At 69.4% G+C, this 17,516-nt stretch carries 11 protein-coding genes; 3 read left to right on the top strand and 8 right to left on the bottom strand.

Translation table 11 applies throughout. The features are described 5' to 3' along the window. Window positions 1–6 precede the first annotated feature (6 nt). Both murJ and ACIBW6_RS16155 read right to left on the bottom strand, forming a co-directional pair. Complete coding sequence (gene murJ / locus ACIBW6_RS16150) at window positions 7–2,397, bottom strand: murein biosynthesis integral membrane protein MurJ (RefSeq protein WP_399059946.1); 2,391 nt, start codon at window positions 2,395–2,397, stop codon at window positions 7–9. A 45-nt stretch (window positions 2,398–2,442) separates the two neighbouring features. Next, on the bottom strand, window positions 2,443–4,803 hold the full coding sequence (locus ACIBW6_RS16155) for a DUF6049 family protein (RefSeq protein WP_399059947.1): 2,361 nt from the start codon (window positions 4,801–4,803) through the stop codon (window positions 2,443–2,445). Window positions 4,804–4,998: 195 nt separating this feature from the next. Between ACIBW6_RS16155 and ACIBW6_RS16160 the strand changes: the two genes are divergently transcribed. Continuing rightward, window positions 4,999–6,471, top strand: coding sequence for a CCA tRNA nucleotidyltransferase (locus tag ACIBW6_RS16160; RefSeq protein WP_399059948.1), 1,473 nt, complete (start codon window positions 4,999–5,001; stop codon window positions 6,469–6,471). A gap of 114 nt (window positions 6,472–6,585) precedes the next feature. Here ACIBW6_RS16160 and ACIBW6_RS16165 read toward each other — a convergent pair whose 3' ends face one another. The 3 genes from ACIBW6_RS16165 to ACIBW6_RS16175 form a co-directional block, all read right to left on the bottom strand. Beyond that, entirely contained in the window at window positions 6,586–7,857 is a 1,272-nt protein-coding gene (locus tag ACIBW6_RS16165) for an MFS transporter (protein WP_399059949.1), read from the bottom strand. Between the two features lie 116 nt (window positions 7,858–7,973). Then, window positions 7,974–9,056, bottom strand: coding sequence for an inositol-3-phosphate synthase (locus ACIBW6_RS16170; RefSeq protein ID WP_399059950.1), 1,083 nt, complete (start codon window positions 9,054–9,056; stop codon window positions 7,974–7,976). Between the two features lie 43 nt (window positions 9,057–9,099). Further along, a complete protein-coding gene (locus tag ACIBW6_RS16175; RefSeq protein WP_399059951.1) occupies window positions 9,100–9,777 on the bottom strand; it encodes a helix-turn-helix transcriptional regulator in 678 nt (225 codons plus the stop codon). Window positions 9,778–10,151: 374 nt separating this feature from the next. On the opposite strand from ACIBW6_RS16175, the gene ACIBW6_RS16180 reads away from it, so the two are divergent. Together ACIBW6_RS16180 and ACIBW6_RS16185 are read left to right on the top strand one after the other, a co-directional pair. Then, a complete protein-coding gene (locus tag ACIBW6_RS16180; protein ID WP_399059952.1) occupies window positions 10,152–12,845 on the top strand; it encodes a transglycosylase domain-containing protein in 2,694 nt (897 codons plus the stop codon). A gap of 163 nt (window positions 12,846–13,008) precedes the next feature. After that, complete coding sequence (locus tag ACIBW6_RS16185; protein ID WP_399059953.1) at window positions 13,009–14,517, top strand: glycosyltransferase family 87 protein; 1,509 nt, start codon at window positions 13,009–13,011, stop codon at window positions 14,515–14,517. Between the two features lie 90 nt (window positions 14,518–14,607). Here the strand turns inward: ACIBW6_RS16185 and ACIBW6_RS16190 are convergent, their stop codons facing one another. The 3 genes from ACIBW6_RS16190 to ACIBW6_RS16200 form a co-directional block, all read right to left on the bottom strand. After that, entirely contained in the window at window positions 14,608–15,639 is a 1,032-nt protein-coding gene (locus ACIBW6_RS16190) for an alanine racemase (protein ID WP_324774694.1), read from the bottom strand. 146 nt (window positions 15,640–15,785) lie between these two features. Next, window positions 15,786–16,907, bottom strand: coding sequence for a peptidoglycan bridge formation glycyltransferase FemX (femX, locus tag ACIBW6_RS16195; RefSeq protein ID WP_399059954.1), 1,122 nt, complete (start codon window positions 16,905–16,907; stop codon window positions 15,786–15,788). Between the two features lie 128 nt (window positions 16,908–17,035). After that, window positions 17,036–17,356, bottom strand: coding sequence for a hypothetical protein (locus tag ACIBW6_RS16200; protein WP_399059955.1), 321 nt, complete (start codon window positions 17,354–17,356; stop codon window positions 17,036–17,038). Window positions 17,357–17,516: the final 160 nt, after the last annotated feature.

Here is a 17,516-nt window from a genome sequence, read left to right on the forward strand (position 1 = left end):
GTCCGATCAGCGGCCAAGTCGACCGCGCACCATACCGACCATCGAATTCAGTTCCTCGATCCGCATCTTGCGGGCCGCCACGTAGAAGGAGCCCAGCAGCCCCGCACCGCCGACGACCAGCGCCGCGATGGAACCGACCACGCCGTGGCCGAGCACCATCATGAGCGCGTACCCGATTCCACCGCCGATGATCGCAGCGGGCACCGACGCGAGGCACAGCCGGGCGTACGTACGCACCACGTTGGCGCCGTCCAGGTCGCCGCCGAGCCGCATGCGCAGCCGCCGCCAGGCGACACCGACGCCGATGGCGTACGCGAGACCGTACGAGAAGGCCATGCCGACGACCGCCCAGCGAGCGGGCAGGATCACGTAGCACAGGCCCGAGGCGGCGGCGTTTATGGCGGCGACGATGACCGTGTTGTAGAAGGGGGTCCGGGTGTCCTCGTACGCGTAGAAGCCGCGCAGCACCACGTACTGCACCGAGAACGGGATGAGGCCGAGCCCGAAGGCCATGAGGATGTAGCCCATGGACTGGGCGGCCTCGATGCCGCTGGAGCCGAAGAGCAGGGTGCACATCGGGACGCCGAGCGCCACGAACATGAAGGCCACCGGGACGATCGCCACGGCCGAGGTCCGCAGACCGGCGGAGATGTCGTCGCGCACGGCGCCCGGGTCGTCGTCATGGGCCGAGCGCGAGATGCGCGGCAGCATCGCGGCCATGACCGAGACCGTGATGATGGCCTGCGGCATCCCCCAGATCAGCTGGGCGTTGGAGTAGCCCAGGATGCCGGTGCCCTTGACCGGGGAGGCCTCGCCCGCCGCGGTGGCGAGCTGGGTGACGACGATGACACCGGCCTGGTTCGCGAGCACGAACAGGACCGTCCACTTGGCGAGCTTGACGGCCTTGCCCAGGCCGTGGCCCTTCCAGTCGAAGCGGAGCCGGAAGCGGAAGCCGGTCTCGCGCAGGTACGGGATCATCGCCAGCGCCTGCACGGTCAGACCGAGGAGCGTGCCGATGCCGAGGAGCCGGACGCCGTCCGCGGGGATCGTCGTCACGCCCATGTGGGACTCGGCCGCGGTCCCGTAGACCCAGATGAACATGCCGAACGTGAAGATCATCACGATGTTGTTCAGGACCGGGGTCCACATCATCGCGCCGAACTTGCCGCGGGCGTTGAGGATCTGGCCCATGACGACGTGCACACCCATGAAGAAGATCGTGGGCAGGCAGTAGCGGGCGAAGGTGACGCCGACGCTGTTGGCGGCCGTGTTCCCCGAGACCGTGTTCGACATCAGCTGGATCAGCAGCGGCGCGGCGAACACGACGACGGCGACGATCACCGCCAGGGCGACCATCACGAGGGTGAGCAGGCGATTGGCGTACGCCTCGCCGCCGTCCTCGTCCTCCTTCATGGAACGCACCAGCTGCGGCACGAACACCGAGTTCAGGCCGCCGCCGACGGTCAGGATGTAGATCATCGTCGGCAGCGTGTAGGCGACGGTCCAGGTGTCGCCGAGGAGGCCGGCGCCGAGCGCCGCGGTGATCACCATGGTGCGGACGAAGCCGGTGAGTCGGGAGACGAGCGTGCCTGCCGCCATCACGGCGCTCGACTTCATGAGGCTCGACGCGCGGCCGCTCTTCTTGGGGGCGGCGGCGGGTACGGGAGCGGGCGCGGGCGCCTGGAGCGGGGCCTGGCCGAGGAACTGGGTCGGGTCGTCGACCGGCATCTCGGCCGGAGCGTGGCCCTGGCCGTAGCCGGACTGCGGCGCCGGAGCACCGGCCCCGCCGTAGCCGGACTGCGGCGCCGGAGCACCGGCCCCGCCGTAGCCGGACTGGGGCGCGGGGGCCCCGTTCGCGCCGTAGCCGGACTGCGGTGCCGGAGCGCGGCCTCCGCCGTACCCCGGCTGCTGGTCGCGGAAGAGGTGCGCGAAGGCGTCCGGCTCGTGCCGCTCCTCACCGGCCTGCGTCACCAGGTCGTCGACGCCGACGAACTGCGTCGTCCGCGCGTCGTCCCCGTACGGCAGGTACTGGGAGGGCCCCTCGGGCTCCGGTGCCGGCGTCTGTGCCCACACCCGGGGGTCGGGCTGGTACTGGCCGGCCGGCGGCGGGGCGTACAGCGGGCCGGGTGCCTGGTAGGTGCCCGGAGGCGGCGGCGGGTGCGCGGCGCGGTCGTAGAGCGCCTCGGTCACCGGGTCCTGGGCGGAGAGGTCGTGCGCCCGGTACGGGTCCTGCTGGTACGCGTCCTGGAGGTACGCGTCCTGCGGATAGGCGTCAGGGGCGTGCTGCGGCGGCGGGACCTGCCCGCCGTCCCCGCGGGGGTCGGCGTACGGGCGGCCGTCGCCCGCGGCGGAGCCACCCGAGCCCTGCCCACGGTCACCGTCGTACGGCGCGTTCATGGATACCCCACCTCATCGTCCCCGGCCCACCGGCCACGACATCGCTCAACGGTCCACTCTCTCACCCGGGCCCGACGGGGCCGCGCTTTCCGGAGCGGTGTCCGCCGTCGGGTCACTCGGCTGCTCCGGAACGTCCGCGAGCGCGGTGGGAGACTTCGCATCCTGTGACTCGTCCGGCGCTGCCGCGGTTCCTGCGTCCTGCGGGCCGTCCGCAGGCTGCTGCGCGGCCGCGGCGCGCTTGCGCTGGGTGTACATGCGGAAACCGGCCAGGACCAGCAGGAGGACGCCGCCGCCGATGACGAGCATCACGGTCGGCGTGATCTCGGTGGCGTCCACCTTGAAGTCGATCTCTTCGCCGTAGGGCCGGCCGTCCTCGGTGAAGAGCTGGGCGTGGACGGTGATCGGTCCGGTGGCCTTGGCGGTGGTGGTGAACTTCACTGACTGGCTGTGGCCACTGGCGATCTTCACCGCCTGGTCCTCGGAGATGCCGTCGCCGATCTTGAGGCGGGTGCCGTTGGCGGACGTGAGGCGCAGGACGAGGTGGTCGACGTCCTGCCACAGGTTGTTCTGCACGGACACCGGGATGGTCGCGCTGCGCCCCGACAGCCGCATCCCGGACTTGTCGATCAGCTTGACCTGATTGGTGATGTCGAAGAGGTACGCCGCGACACCGTCGCGGAACGACGCGGAGGCGCCGGCCCTGCCCCGCCAGGACGTGGACATCTCGCGGTCCATCGCCCGTCCGAAGGGCGTCACCACGCGCGACTGGTCGGTCAGGACGACCTTGAAGTTCTCGAGGTCGTCCTGGGTGCCCTGGATCTGCCGGAACGCCGCGTCCGACAGTTCCTGCCCGGTCAGCGACTTCGGGTAGGTCCTGGGGACCCGTGTGGTCGCGCCCGGATCGGGCTTGGCCGTGGTGGCGGCCGACAGGCTCTGCGGCTGCGACCAGGTGCTGTCCTGGAGCGCGTGCAGTGCCTTGGCCATCGCGTGGGCCTGACTCGTGGTGGGCATCCGCTGCGGGGCCACCACGACGCTGCGCTGCCGGTCCGTCTGCCTGGTGAGCATCAGGCTCTGGGCCAGGAACTCCTGGACGGCCAGTGTGGAGTTCTCGGCGCGGGTCATGTCGCCCTGGAACGCCGTGGACAGCCGGGCGTCGGCGACCACGGCCGTGGCGCCGCCGCCGATGGGCCGCGCGGCCGACGGGGTGTACGTGAGGCCGCCGGTCTCCCGGAAGGAGTCGCTGCGCGCGATGATCTTGTCGGCGCCCGCGGAGGTGGCGACCTGGACGATGTCCGGGTCGACCGCGCCTTCGGCGGGCCATGCGTAGGACGTGTCGGCCTTCACGTGCAGGATCGTGTCCACCGTGGAGACGGCGGCGTCCGTGGCGTCCTTGAGGTGGCCGAGCGAGCCGGTGATCTTGGTGCCCGAGTGCGCGAGGGACGCCAGGTCCGGATCGGCGAACGGCAGGGTGACCACCTTGCGGTCCTCGACGGCCTTCTGCAGGTCGGCCAGCCACTCCTTGGCGATCGCCTGGTCCTTGCCGGTCGTGAACTCCCCGTCGGCGCCCTTGATCTTGTACGTCTCCGTCATCGCGTCGACGGAGGCGAGCAGGTCCGGGTCGATCACCCAGGTGACGTCGAGGTCGTCGCCGAGCGCCAGCATCTGCTGGAGGCGACCGCCGGGGGCGATCTCCCTGGCGAGGCTGTCGTCGTTGAAGACGGGCGTCTGCTGCTCGTTCGTGCCGGTCTCGGCGGTGAGGTGGGTGTCGGAGATCAGCGGCCACAAGGCCGTCGTCCGCGTCTTGGTGCCGCCGCCGGAGGGCTGCCAGGGCAGGAAGGTCCGCTGGATGCCGAGCGTCTGCTGGAACGGCAGAGCGGCCGTCTGGCCCATGAGGGCGACGCTGATCTGGTAGACCCCGTCGGCGCCGAGGTGCAGCTCCTTGACCGGCACCGACAGGGCGAAGTCCTGCGTGGCGCCGGGCGCCAGCTTCGCGACCTTCCGGGCGTACTTGCTGGCGACCTCCGTGCCGTCGGGGGAGCCGCCCGTGCCGCTCTTCGCGGCGGCGTCGAGCGACGAGCGCGCCCCGTAGGAGGTGCCGACCCGCAGGCCCAGATGCGCGCCGGTGACGGCCTGCTTGCCGTTGTTCTTGACCGTGCCGCGAACCGTGAGGGTGTCCTGCGCGGTCGGCGCGGTGGGCGAGAGCTGGTTCACGGCCACGTCGACCGTGCTCGTGCCGCTCGCCTTCGCGGCGGCGGTCGTGGGAGCGGAGGCCGCCGCGGGGGCGGCACCGGACAGCAGGGGCAGCGCGGTCAGGAGCGGCGCCGCGGCGAGCAGTACGCCGGTGCGCCGCAGCAGACGGCGGGCAGGAGAGGGACTCATCCCTGGGAAGTCTGCCGCCTCGGCCACGCGCTCGTCCGTCCCTCGTCGTCGTCAGTGGTCGCAGATGTGTCCACGCATGGTAACGAGGCGCACTGTGGCTGAGTGCCCCGGTCCGCTCCACAAGATCGTGGAGCCAGGGTAGGGGGCCGCCGCGGTGGGCCGTGCCACGGCCCCGGGAAACGGTTCGGTCCGGGTGCTCCGCGGCACGTACCCTGTCCTGTTGTGCCGAACGCCAATGAAGACACCCCCAGTGCCCTGAGCCAGGTGCAGCGCCTCGCGGTCAGCGAGCTGCTGCGGGTCTCGCCTGTCGCAGACGACCTCGCCCGCCGATTCCAGGAGGCCGGGTTCTCTCTCGCCCTGGTCGGCGGCTCGGTCCGGGACGCACTGCTCGGCCGGCTCGGCAACGACCTGGACTTCACGACGGACGCCCGGCCCGAGGACGTACTGAAGATCGTCCGACCGTGGGCCGACGCGGTCTGGGAGGTCGGGATCGCCTTCGGCACCGTCGGCTGCCAGAAGGACGCCCGCGTCGGCGACGTCGAGCAGAGTTTCCAGGTCGAGGTCACGACGTACCGGTCCGAGGCGTACGACGGCACGTCGCGCAAGCCCGAGGTGTCGTACGGGCAGTCCATCGAGGAAGACCTCGTGCGGCGCGACTTCACCGTGAACGCGATGGCGGTGGCCCTTCCGGAGAAGGAGTTCATCGACCCGCACGGCGGTCTCGAGGATCTGGCGGCGCGCGTCCTGCGCACACCGGGCACGCCCGAGGACTCCTTCTCCGACGACCCGCTGCGCATGATGCGGGCCGCGCGTTTCGCCGCGCAGCTCGACTTCGAGGTGGATCCCGGCGTCGTCGCCGCGATGACGGCCATGGCCGGACGGATCGAGATCGTCTCGGCGGAGCGCGTGCGGGACGAGCTGAACAAGCTGATCCTCTCCACGCACCCCCGCAAGGGCCTGACCCTCTTGGTCGACACGGGCCTGGCCGACCACGTCCTGCCCGAACTGCCCGCCCTGCGCCTCGAGCGGGACGAGCACCACCGGCACAAGGACGTCTACGACCACTCGCTGATCGTGCTCGAGCAGGCCATGGCCCTGGAGACCGACGGTCCCGACCTGACGCTGCGCCTCGCCGCGCTGCTGCACGATATCGGCAAGCCGCGGACGCGCCGCTTCGAGCCGGACGGGCGCGTCTCCTTCCACCACCATGAGGTGGTCGGCGCCAAGATGACGAAGAAGCGCATGACAGCGCTCAAGTACTCCAACGAGCTCGTGAAGGACGTCTCGCGCCTCGTCGAGCTGCACCTGCGCTTCCACGGGTACGGCACCGGTGAGTGGACGGACTCCGCGGTACGTCGCTACGTGCGGGATGCCGGTCCCCTGCTGGAGCGGCTGCACAAGCTGACCAGGTCCGACTGCACGACACGCAACAAGCGCAAGGCGAATGCCCTGTCCCGCGCCTACGACGGACTCGAAGAGCGCGTCGCCCGGCTGCAGGAGCAGGAGGAGCTGGACTCGATCCGCCCGGACCTCGACGGCAACCAGATCATGGAGATCCTGGGTATCGGGCCGGGCCCCGCGATCGGCCAGGCGTACAAGTTCCTGCTGGAGCTGCGCCTGGAGAACGGGCCGATGGAGCAGGAAGCGGCCGTTGCGGCGCTCAAGGAGTGGTGGGCGGAGCGTCCGCAGGACTAGGACGGGCACCGGGTGACACGTCGGGGCTGTTTCACGTGAAACAGCCCCGACGTGTCATGAACCTTCCTGGAGCGCGCCGATGTTTCACGTGAAACATGTGCGTCGGCGTCCGTGTCAGACGGTGTTCTTCACCTGGGAGTCGAAGCGGACCGTGATGAGGGCGACGGCGCCGTAGAGCCCCGCGACGAGCGCCACCAAGGGCACCGAGCGCCCGTCGGGCGGCAGCATCAGGGCGGCTACTGCGGCCGCGCCGACGAACGAGATGTTGAAGAGCACGTCATAGACGGAGAAGACCCGTCCGCGAAAGCCGTCGTCGACCGAGGACTGCACGACCGTGTCGGTGGCGATCTTCGCGCCTTGAGTCGTGAGTCCCAGGACGAAGGCAGCCACCAAAGTGGGGGCGGGTTCGAAGGGAAGCCCCAGGGCGAGCTCCAGGACGGCGGCCAGCCCGGCGCAGACCGCGATCCAGCCGCCCGCTCCGAACCGCCCTGTGGCGGTGGGGGTCACGAGCGCCGCGACGAAGAACCCCGCTCCTGAGATGCCCAGGGCGAGGCCGAGGAGCGCCAGCCCTTCGGACTCCGTGGACGACCAGGCGTACCGGCACAGCATGAGGACCATCACGAGCAGGGCGCCGTAGCAGAACCGCATGACCGTGATCGCGGCCAGTGCGCGCGCCGCGGGGCGCCGGGAGGCGAGATGGCGTACGCCGTCGCGCAGGTCCCGTGCTGTGCCTGACAGCGCCGTCCCGAGCCGTGGCCGCACCAGTTCCGGATCCGGCCCGAGGAGCTCTGTCCCGAGGCGGAGCGAGGCCAGTGCGGCGCAGAGGTAGAGGGCGGCGCCAGCCAGCACGACTGCCGCGTCCGAGTCCGGGCCGACGAGGCGCACGACGAAGGCGAGCCCGCCGCCGAGCGTCGCGGCGAGGGTCCCCGCTGTCGGTGAGAGCGAATTGGCCACCACGAGGCGGTCGGCGTCGACGACGCGGGGCAGCGCGGCCGAGAGCCCGGCGAGGACGAAGCGGTTGACCGCGGTGACGCACAGGGCGGAGGCGTAGAACAGCCAGTCCGGCGCGTGACTCAGCATGAGGGCGGCTGTCGCGGAGGCCAGCAGTACCCGCAGCAGGTTGCCGTAGAGGAAGACCTGGCGGCGGCGCCAGCGGTCGAGGAGAACGCCCGCGAAGGGGCCCACGAGGGAGTAGGGCAGCAGCAGGACGGCCATCGCCGAGGCAATGGCGCCGGGCGAGGTCTGCTTCTCGGGGGAGAAGACGACGTACGTGGCCAGGGCGACCTGGTAGACGCCGTCCGCGCCCTGAGAGAGCAGGCGAAGCGCGAGGAGACGCCGGAAGTCGCGCAGGCGCAACAGGACGCGCAGGTCACCAACGACAGCCATGGGCACAGCCTCACATAGGGGAAGGCCCCCGGGTCGCACGGAGGGTGCGGTCCGGGGGCCTCGACAGCCCTCAGGTGACGCGGTGTTTCACGTGAAACACCGCGTCCGGAGGAAGGTCAGCGCTCGACCTCGCCCTTGATGAACTTCTCGACGTTCTCGTAGGCCTCGTCGTCGAAGTACTGCACCGGCGGGGACTTCATGAAGTACGAGGAGGCGGAGAGGATCGGGCCGCCGATGCCGCGGTCCTTGGCGATCTTCGCGGCGCGCAGGGCGTCGATGATGACACCCGCGGAGTTCGGGGAGTCCCAGACCTCGAGCTTGTACTCCAGGTTCAGCGGGACCTCGCCGAAGGCGCGACCCTCGAGGCGGACGTAGGCCCACTTGCGGTCGTCGAGCCACGCGACGTAGTCGGACGGGCCGATGTGGACGTTCTTCTCGCCCAGCTCACGGTCGCGGATCTGCGAGGTGACGGCCTGCGTCTTCGAGATCTTCTTCGACTCGAGGCGGTCCCGCTCGAGCATGTTCTTGAAGTCCATGTTGCCGCCGACGTTGAGCTGCATGGTGCGCTCGAGACGGACACCGCGGTCCTCGAACAGCTTCGCCATCACGCGGTGCGTGATGGTCGCGCCGACCTGCGACTTAATGTCGTCGCCGACGATCGGGACGCCCGCCTCGGTGAACTTGTCAGCCCACTCCTTGGTGCCGGCGATGAAGACCGGAAGGGCGTTGACGAAGGCGACCTTGGCGTCGATGGCGCACTGGGCGTAGAACTTCGCCGCGTCCTCGGAACCGACGGGCAGGTAGCAGACGAGAACGTCGACCTGCTTGTCCTTGAGGATCTGGACGACGTCGACCGGGGCCTCGTCGGACTCCTCGATCGTCTCGCGGTAGTACTTGCCCAGACCGTCCAGCGTGTGGCCACGCTGGACCTGCACGCCCGAGTTCGGGACGTCGCAGATCTTGATGGTGTTGTTCTCGGAGGCGCCGATGGCGTCCGCGAGGTCCAGGCCGACCTTCTTCGCGTCGACGTCGAACGCGGCGACGAACTCGACGTCACCGACGTGGTACTCGCCGAACTGGACGTGCATGAGGCCGGGGACCTTGGTCTCCGGGTCTGCGTCCTTGTAGAACTCGACGCCCTGCACCAGCGAGGCGGCGCAGTTGCCCACGCCAACGATGGCTACGCGAACCGAACCCATTCCGGTTGCTCCCTGTGTGTACTGGTGAAGTCCTGAGCGGACTTCACGTGGCGGTGTCGTCGGACGGATCCGGCCGGGTGCTGTCCCGGTGCCGGGGCAGGCCGCCCGTCTCTCCAGATGTGTCTTGCTGAGCTGCGTCCCCCGGGCCCGGCCGGCGCTGGTCGCGGCCCGCGCGCTCGCTCTCGATCAGCTCGTTCAGCCAGCGCACCTCGCGCTCCACGGACTCCATGCCGTGGCGCTGCAACTCGAGCGTGTAGTCGTCCAGGCGCTCCCGGGTGCGGGCGAAGGAGAGGCGCATCTTTTCGAGTCGCTCCTCCAGCCGGCTGCGACGGCCTTCGAGCACGCGCATGCGTACGTCGCGTGACGTCTGCCCGAAAAAGGCGAAACGCGCGGCGAAGTGCTCGTCCTCGTAGGCGTCGGGGCCGGTCTGCGAGAGCAGTTCCTCGAAGTGCTCCTTACCTTCTGCCGTCAACCGGTAGACGATCTTGGCGCGACGCCCCGTGAGTGCCGCGGGCCCGTCAGCGGGACCCGCACCCGGTTCCTCGATCAACCAGCCGCTCGCGACCAGCGTCTTGAGGCAGGGGTACAGCGTCCCGTAACTGAAGGCGCGGAAGACGCCCAGTGACGTATTGAGTCGTTTGCGCAGCTCATAGCCGTGCATCGGGGACTCGCGGAGCAGGCCGAGTACGGCGAACTCAAGGATGCCGGAGCGCCGGCTCATCGTCGCCTCCTCACTGTCGCGGTCCCATGTATCGACTCTTTATGTCGTGCTGATGTATCGGCTCGATACATCTCGACGATAGAACGACCCTCCGATTGCGACAAGGGGGATCACGGTGAACGGCGTCACATCAAGGATTCAAAGGAAGCAACTTGCCTGTTTTGGGGTGAACTTCGACCCTCGGTGGGTTTTGACGGTGCGTAGTCTGTCCGCCATGCAGACCACCGGGAACCATGTGATGCCTGGGGGCGTCGTTGTCCCAGGTGCAGTGCGGGTGAGTGCCGGGAGCGGCGCATCCGTACTCCGGGGGGACCGGAAACCAGACGCCGTTTCCAGGCGCGCGTGGCCGCGCCTGCCCGAGGAGTAGTCGTTCGATGAGCGAGCACCGTCGCAAACCGCCGCAGCCGCAGGGCGGCGGGCGCGCCGCGGCCCGACGCGGAGCGTCAGCAGAACCGCCGGGCCGCCGTGCGGCGCCCCGCGGCAGCACCGCGTCGCCCTCCGGTTCCTACGATCCCCCGAGTTCCTCGGGCTCGTACGGCAGCCCCGACGAGGACCGGCCCTGGGGAGGCCGTGCGGAGGCCCGCCGGGCCGCCCAGCGCGGCACTGGAGGCCGTCGCCGGGGCGCCCCCGAGGGGGGCGGGGCTGGGCGCGGTGGCGCCGGCGGAGGAGGCCGCCGCGGTGGCGGCGGTCCCGAGGGCCCGGGCCGCGGCAGGGGCCGGGGCGCGGGGCGCCCGCAGAAGAAGCGGTTCATCGACTACCCGCGCGCGGGCAAGTACGGCGCCGCCCGGTTCGTGCCGTCCTGGAAGCAGGTCGTCGGTACGTGCTTCGGCTTCATGCTGCTCGGGATCGGCGCGTTCGGCATCGGCCTGCTGGTCGTCTCCGTGCCGATCGAGGCGCAGGCGGCGCAGGCCCAGTCGAACGTCTTCTACTGGGACGACGGCACGCAGATGGCCGCGACGGGCGGTAAGCAGAACCGCCAGATCGTGCCGCTGGACGAGATCCCGAAGTCCATGCGCAACGCGGTCATCTCGGCGGAGAACGCCTCGTTCTACGACGACTCCGGCGTGGACCCGATGGGCATCGCGCGCGCGATGTTCAACATGGCGCGCGGCGGCCAGACGCAGGGTGGTTCGACCATCACCCAGCAGTACGTGAAGAACGCGATGCTGGACGACCAGTCGCAGTCGATCTCCCGTAAGGCGAAGGAACTCTTCATCTCGGTGAAGGTCGGCGCCACGGTCGACAAGGACGACATCCTCAAGGGGTACCTCAACACCGCGTACTTCGGGCGCAACGCCTACGGCATCCAGGCGGCTGCGCGCGCCTACTTCGACACCAATTCCCGCGACCTGACGCCCGAGCAGAGCATCTTCCTCGCCTCGATGCTCAAGGGCCCGAACCTCTACAACCCCGACGGGGGCATCGGCGAGGCCGCGACGCCGGCCGCCAACAAGGCGCGTGCCGAGTCGCGCTGGAAGTGGATCGCCGACCGTGAGGTCGAGGTCGGGAACATGACCGAGGCCGAGCGCAGCAGCCTCAAGGGCTTCCCGCAGACCAAGAAGCAGAAGTCCGCGCTCTCCGGGCAGACCGGCTACCTGGTGGACATCGCCAAGGACTACGTCACCAAGAAGAGCCACATCACGCCCGAGGCCCTGGAGATGGGCGGCTACAAGATCTACACGACCTTCAACAAGAAGAAGGTCGAAGATATGCAGAAGGCAGTGAAGGCGACCGAGGACACCTTCCTCGACCCCAAGCACCGGGAGAAGGACAAGTACGTCCAGTTCGGTGCCGGCTCGGTCGATCCGAACACTGGCGCCATCGTGGCCCTGTACGGCGGCGCGGGCTACGACCAGGACCACTACACGAACAACGCCAACACCGCGGGTGTGCCGGTCGGCTCCACCTGGAAGCCCTTCGTACTGGCCTCCGCGATGCAGTACGGCACCTACAAGTCGGACGAGAAGCCGATCTCGCCGATGAGCCTGTACAACGGCAACGACCTCGTCGTGATCAAGGACCGCAACGGCGAGCCCATCCGGGCGGCCGACGGCACGCCGTTCCGGCAGAAGAACGAGAGCACCAGGGCGTGGGGCGACATCACCCTGCGCAAGGCCATGGAGCAGTCGGTCAACTCGCCGTTCGTCCAGCTCGGCATCGACGTGGGCCTGGACAAGACACGCGAGCTTGCCGCGAAGACCGGCATCCTGGAGTCCAGCTTCGACCAGGGCAACCTGAACAACGCCTCCTTCTCCCTGGGTACCTCCACGCCGTCCGCCATCCGTATGGCGGACGCCTACGGGTCGTTCGCCACGTCAGGCACGCACTATGAGCCGTACTCCGTCACCAAGGCCGTCGACAAGAACGGCAGCGCGCTTCCGGGCTTCGAGAAGCCGAAGTCGAGCGAGGCCATGCCGGCGTCCGTGGCGGACAACGTCACCGATGTCCTGCAGAACGTGGTGAAGAACGGTACGGGCAAGAAGGTGGCCGACATCGGCTTCCCCGTCGCCGGCAAGACCGGTACGACGGACGAGAACAAGTCGGCCTGGTTCGTGGGGTACACCCCGGAGCTCTCGACGGCCGTCACGCTCTTCCGTACCGACCCCCGGTCCAACGGCAAGAAGCTGCTGTCCATGAACGGCACGGGTGGCGTCACCTCCATCCACGGTGGTGACATCCCGGCGCAGATCTGGAAGGACTACACGGCGGCCGCCCTGAAGGGCGTCGACCACAAGGACTTCCCCGATCCCGAGAAGATCGGTCAGATCGTCGGCACGCCGACGCCCACTCCGACGCCGACCCCGACCGTGAAGCCGTCCCCGACCGAGACGAAGACGGTCGAGCCCTCCACGACGCCGTCCACCAGCCCGACGCCGACGACCAGCGAGTCGTGCAGCAAGTGGGCGTGGAACTGCGGCGAGGACGACGGCGGCACGACCAATGGCGGCAACGACGCCGGCGGTACGGACGGTGGGGTGACCTCGTCGCCGACGGAGAGCGCCACCGAAGGGCCAGGGAACCCCAGAGGCCAGCAGAACGGCGGCGGCCTCTTCGGAGGGACGGGATAGACCCTTCGAACCTAGGCCCTGAGGGCTGTGCGCGGATCCCGGACGGGAACCCGCGCACGGCCCTCAGTCGTTGCTGGGGCGGGTGGTGGGGCCCAAGGCGGGATGGAGCGGTCCTCGCCGTCAGTGCCCGGCCCTCGCCGTCTTCTCAGCCGCGTACGGCAGGATGTGCGGCATGCCCAGTGCTGAGACGACGTATGTGAGCCGACAGGAGCCGGAGCCGGTCCGGCCGACCCGGGAGGACGAGGTCGCCGCGGCCGGCAGCGAGCTCATCGGCGGCCCCGTCGGACGGCGGGCGCTGATCGGCCGCTCGTGGTGGACGCCGGTCCGCGTCATCGCCCTGGTGATGCTCGGCATGTTCGCGCTCGGCATGATCCAGAAGTTCCCCTGCTACGACGGATCGTGGTTCTACGGAGCGAGCTCCCAGTACACGCACGCGTGCTACTCGGACATTCCGCACCTCTACCAGGGGCGTGGGTTCGCCGACGGCCTGGTGCCGTACTTCGACAAGCTCCCCGGCGACATGGAGTACCTCGAGTACCCGGTGCTCACCGGCGTCTTCATGGAGGTCGCCTCCTGGCTGACGCCGGGCAGCGGCACCATCCAGCACCAGGAACAGGTGTACTGGATGGTCAACGCCGGGATGCTGATGATCTGCGCCGCGGTCATCGCCGTCTGCGTCGCCCGCACGCACCGCCGCAGGCCCTGGGACGGCCTTCTGGTGGCCCTGGCGCCCGCCTTCGCGCTGACGGCCACCATCAACTGGGATCTCTTCGCTGTGGCGCTCACAGCGGCCGCGATGCTGATGTGGTCGCGGGGCCGCGCGCTCGCCTTCGGTGTCCTGCTCGGACTCGCGACCGCCGCCAAGCTCTACCCCGTCCTGCTGCTCGGGCCGCTGTTCGTGCTGTGCTGGCGGGCCGGCAAGTGGCGGTCCTTCGTCGTCGCGACCGCCGGTGCGGCGCTCTCGTGGCTCGTGGTGAACGTGCCGGTCATGCTCCTCGCGCGCGACGGCTGGTCGAAGTTCTACACGTTCAGCCAGGAGCGCGGCGTGGACTTCGGCTCCTTCTGGCTGATCATCTCCCAGCACCGGGACACACCGCTCGACACCGACGTGGTCAACACGCTGGCCACGCTCCTGATGGTGCTCGCCTGCCTCGGCGTCGCGGCCCTCACACTGACCGCGCCGCGCCGCCCGCGCTTCGCCCAGCTGGCCTTCCTGGTCGTGGCCGCGTTCATCCTCACCAACAAGGTGTACTCGCCGCAGTACGTCCTGTGGCTGATCCCGCTCGCCGCCCTGGCGCGGCCGAAGTGGCGGGACTTCCTGATCTGGCAGGCCTGCGAGGTCGCCTACTTCCTGGGGATCTGGCTGTACCTCGCCTACACGACCAGCGGGGACAAGCACCAGGGGCTGCCGACCGACGGCTATCAACTGGCGATCGCCGCCCACTTGGTGGGGACGCTCTACCTGTGTGCCGTCGTCATCCGCGACATCTGGCTGCCGGACCGGGACGTGGTGCGCCGCTCGGGTGGGGACGACCCGTCGGGCGGCGTCCTGGACGGCGCGGAGGACGCCTTCGTCCTGGGGTACGCCGCCCACCCGCCACGGCACGCGGACCATGGCGCGGACCAGGCGCCGCCGGTGAACTGGGGCAAGGATCCGGGTCGTTCGCTCTGAGCGAACACCCCGCACGCAGGGAACGACATCGGGGCCGGGCACCTCCTAGGTGCCCGGCCCCGATGTCGTTCGTCTTCAGTGGAAGGCGGCTCAGCGGTCCACGAGCCGGTCGAACTGCGTGGTGGTGTGACGCAGATGGGCCACCAGCTCCTCGCCCACCTTCGGCTCGGCGGCGTCCGACGGCACGAACAGGATCGACACCTGCATGTGCGGCGGCTCGGCGAACCAGCGCTGCTTGCCGGACCAGACGTACGGCGCGAGGTTGCGGTTCACCGTCGCGAGGCCGGCGCGGGCGACGCCCTTGGCGCGGGGCATGACGCCGTGCAGCGCCTTCGGGGCCTCCAGGCCCACGCCGTGCGACGTGCCGCCCGCCACGACCACGAGCCAGCCGTCGGAGGCCGCCTTCTGCTGGCGGTAGCCGAACCGGTCGCCCTTCGCGACCCGCGTGACGTCCAGGACGGCGCCGCGGTACTCGGTCGCCTCGTGGTCGCCCAGCCACAGCCGCGTGCCGATCCGCGCACGGAAGCGGGTCTGCGGGAACTGCTGCTGCAGCCGCGCCAGCTCCTCGGCCTTGAGATGGCTGACGAACATGGTGTGCAGCGGCAACCGGGCCGCGCGCAGCCGGTCCATCCAGCCGATGACCTCCTCGACGGCGTCCGAGCCGTCGGTGCGGTCGAGCGGCAGGTGGATCGCGAAGCCCTCCAGGCGCACGTCCTGGATGGCGTGGGCGAGCTGCGGCAGGTCCTGCTCGGTCACGCCGTGCCGCTTCATCGAGGACATGACCTCGATGACGACGCGGGCGCCGACGAGGCCGTGCACGCCGTCGACGGAGGAGACGGAGCGGATGACGCGGTCGGGCAGCGGAACCGGTTCCTCGCCCCGCCGGAACGGGGTCAGGACCAGCAGGTCGCCGCTGAACCAGTCCTTGATCCGGGCGGCTTCGTACGTGGTTCCGACGGCGAGGATGTCGGAGCCGAGGCGGGTGGCCTCCTCCGCGAGCCGTTCGTGGCCGAAGCCATATCCGTTGCCCTTGCAAACGGGCACGAGCCCCGGAAACTGCTCGAGCACGTGCTTGTGGTGTGCCCGCCAGCGCGCGGTGTCGACGTAGAGCGTGAGCGCCATGGCCGGTCCCGGAACCTTTCTCGTGGCTGCGGTGTATCAGAGGTATGAAGAGTCTTTGGAGCTACGTGAATTGTGCCGGGTCCGCCGGGAAGGCGGCGCGGGGTGTGCCGGGACGGGTCGCGCGGGACGTCGTGCCCGGCCCGCGGTCAGCGTCGGGACATGTACATGTCCAGCGCCTTGTGCAGCAGCTTGTTGAGCGGGAAGTCCCACTCACCGAGGTACTCGGCGGCCTCGCCACCCGTACCGACCTTGAACTGGATCAGGCCGAAGAGGTGGTCGGTCTCGTCGAGGGAGTCGCTGATGCCGCGCAGGTCGTAGACCGTGGCGCCGAGCGCGTAGGAGTCGCGGAGCATCCGCCACTGCATCGCGTTCGAGGGCCGGACCTCGCGCCCGATGTTGTCGGAGGCGCCGTAGGAGTACCAGACGTGTCCGCCGACGACGAGCATCGTCGCCGCCGAGAGGTTCACCCCGTTGTGGCGCGCGAAGTACAGCCGCATGCGGTTGGGGTCCTCGGAGTTGAGAGCCGTCCACATGCGCTGGAAGTAGGAGAGCGGGCGGGGCCGGAAGTGGTCGCGCACGGCCGTGATCTCGTACAGCCGCTGCCACTCGGCGAGGTCCTGGTAGCCGCCCTGGACGACCTCGACGCCCGCCTTCTCGGCCTTCTTGATGTTGCGGCGCCACAGCTGGTTGAAGTTCTTGTGGACCTCTTCGAGCGAGCGGTTGGCGAGCGGCACCTGGAAGACGTAGCGCGGCTGCACGTCGCCGAAGCCGGCGCCGCCGTCCTCGCCCTGCTGCCAGCCCATGCGGCGCAGCTTGTCGGCGACCTCGAAGGCGCGGGGCTCGATGAAGTCCGCCTCGATGTCGCGCAGGCGCTTCACATCCGGGTCCTGGATGCCCTTCTTGATCGACGTGGCTTCCCAGCGCCGGATGATGACGGGCGGGCCCATCTTCACGGAGAAGGCGCCCTGCTGCTTGAGGTGCGCCAGCATCGGGCGGAGCCAGTCGTCGAGGTTGGGCGCGAACCAGTTGATCACCGGTCCCTCGGGGAGGTACGCGAGATACCGCTTGATCTTGGGGAGCTGGCGGTAGAGGACCAGGCCCGCGCCGACCATCTCGCCGGTGCGGTCGTCGAACCAGCCCATGTTCTCCGAGCGCCATTCGGCCTTCACATCAGCCCAGGCCGGGACCTGCATGTGGCTAGCCGCGGGCAGGCTCTGGAGGTATGCCAGATGCTGCTCACGGCTGATGGTCCTCAGGGTCAGGCTCATTCGGGGCGCTCCTCGGGCTGGTGTGTCCCCATGGGTACAGGGGCTCCGGCTCTCGCGCGAAGCCTACTGCGCCCTGTGAGCGCCCCGACTGGCCGTATGGGAGGTCGAGCCCCTTGAGAGGGCTGACCTCAGCCGATGACGCCGCCGAAGAGGCCGCCATGGGCCATACCGATGAAGAAGCCGACCGCGGACGCGCCGAGACCCATGATCAGGGCGAAGCGCTCCCGGGTCGTCACGGAGACGTACTGGCCGTAGGCGCCGGTGAAGATGCCGATGAGGCCGGCCCAGGAGCTGAGCAGGTGGAGGTTGTGCCAGAGCGAGGTGACGAGGGCGAGGATGCCGAGCACCGCGGTCACCCAGAGCAAGGTGTCCGGGACCGGATGGGACTTCCCGTCCGTGGCGAAGAGAGAGCCTGCGCTGGTGCTGTTCGGTCGCATTGCTTGTGCCATGAGGGCACCTCCTGCGGAAGGCGGCGCATCGTAGCGCCATACACACCCGACGTGTACAGGTTGCGGTCCTCTGCTGCCGGATTTCAACCGGAAGCCGCGGTGCGGGTAGTCTGTACCGTCTGCAACGGTGTCTGCACTTGTCCCTACGAAGGACCAGTAC

Origin of the sequence: Streptomyces sp. NPDC049813, assembly GCF_044465085.1 — a bacterium.
In the GTDB taxonomy this organism is placed as follows: Bacteria; Actinomycetota; Actinomycetes; order Streptomycetales; family Streptomycetaceae; genus Streptomyces.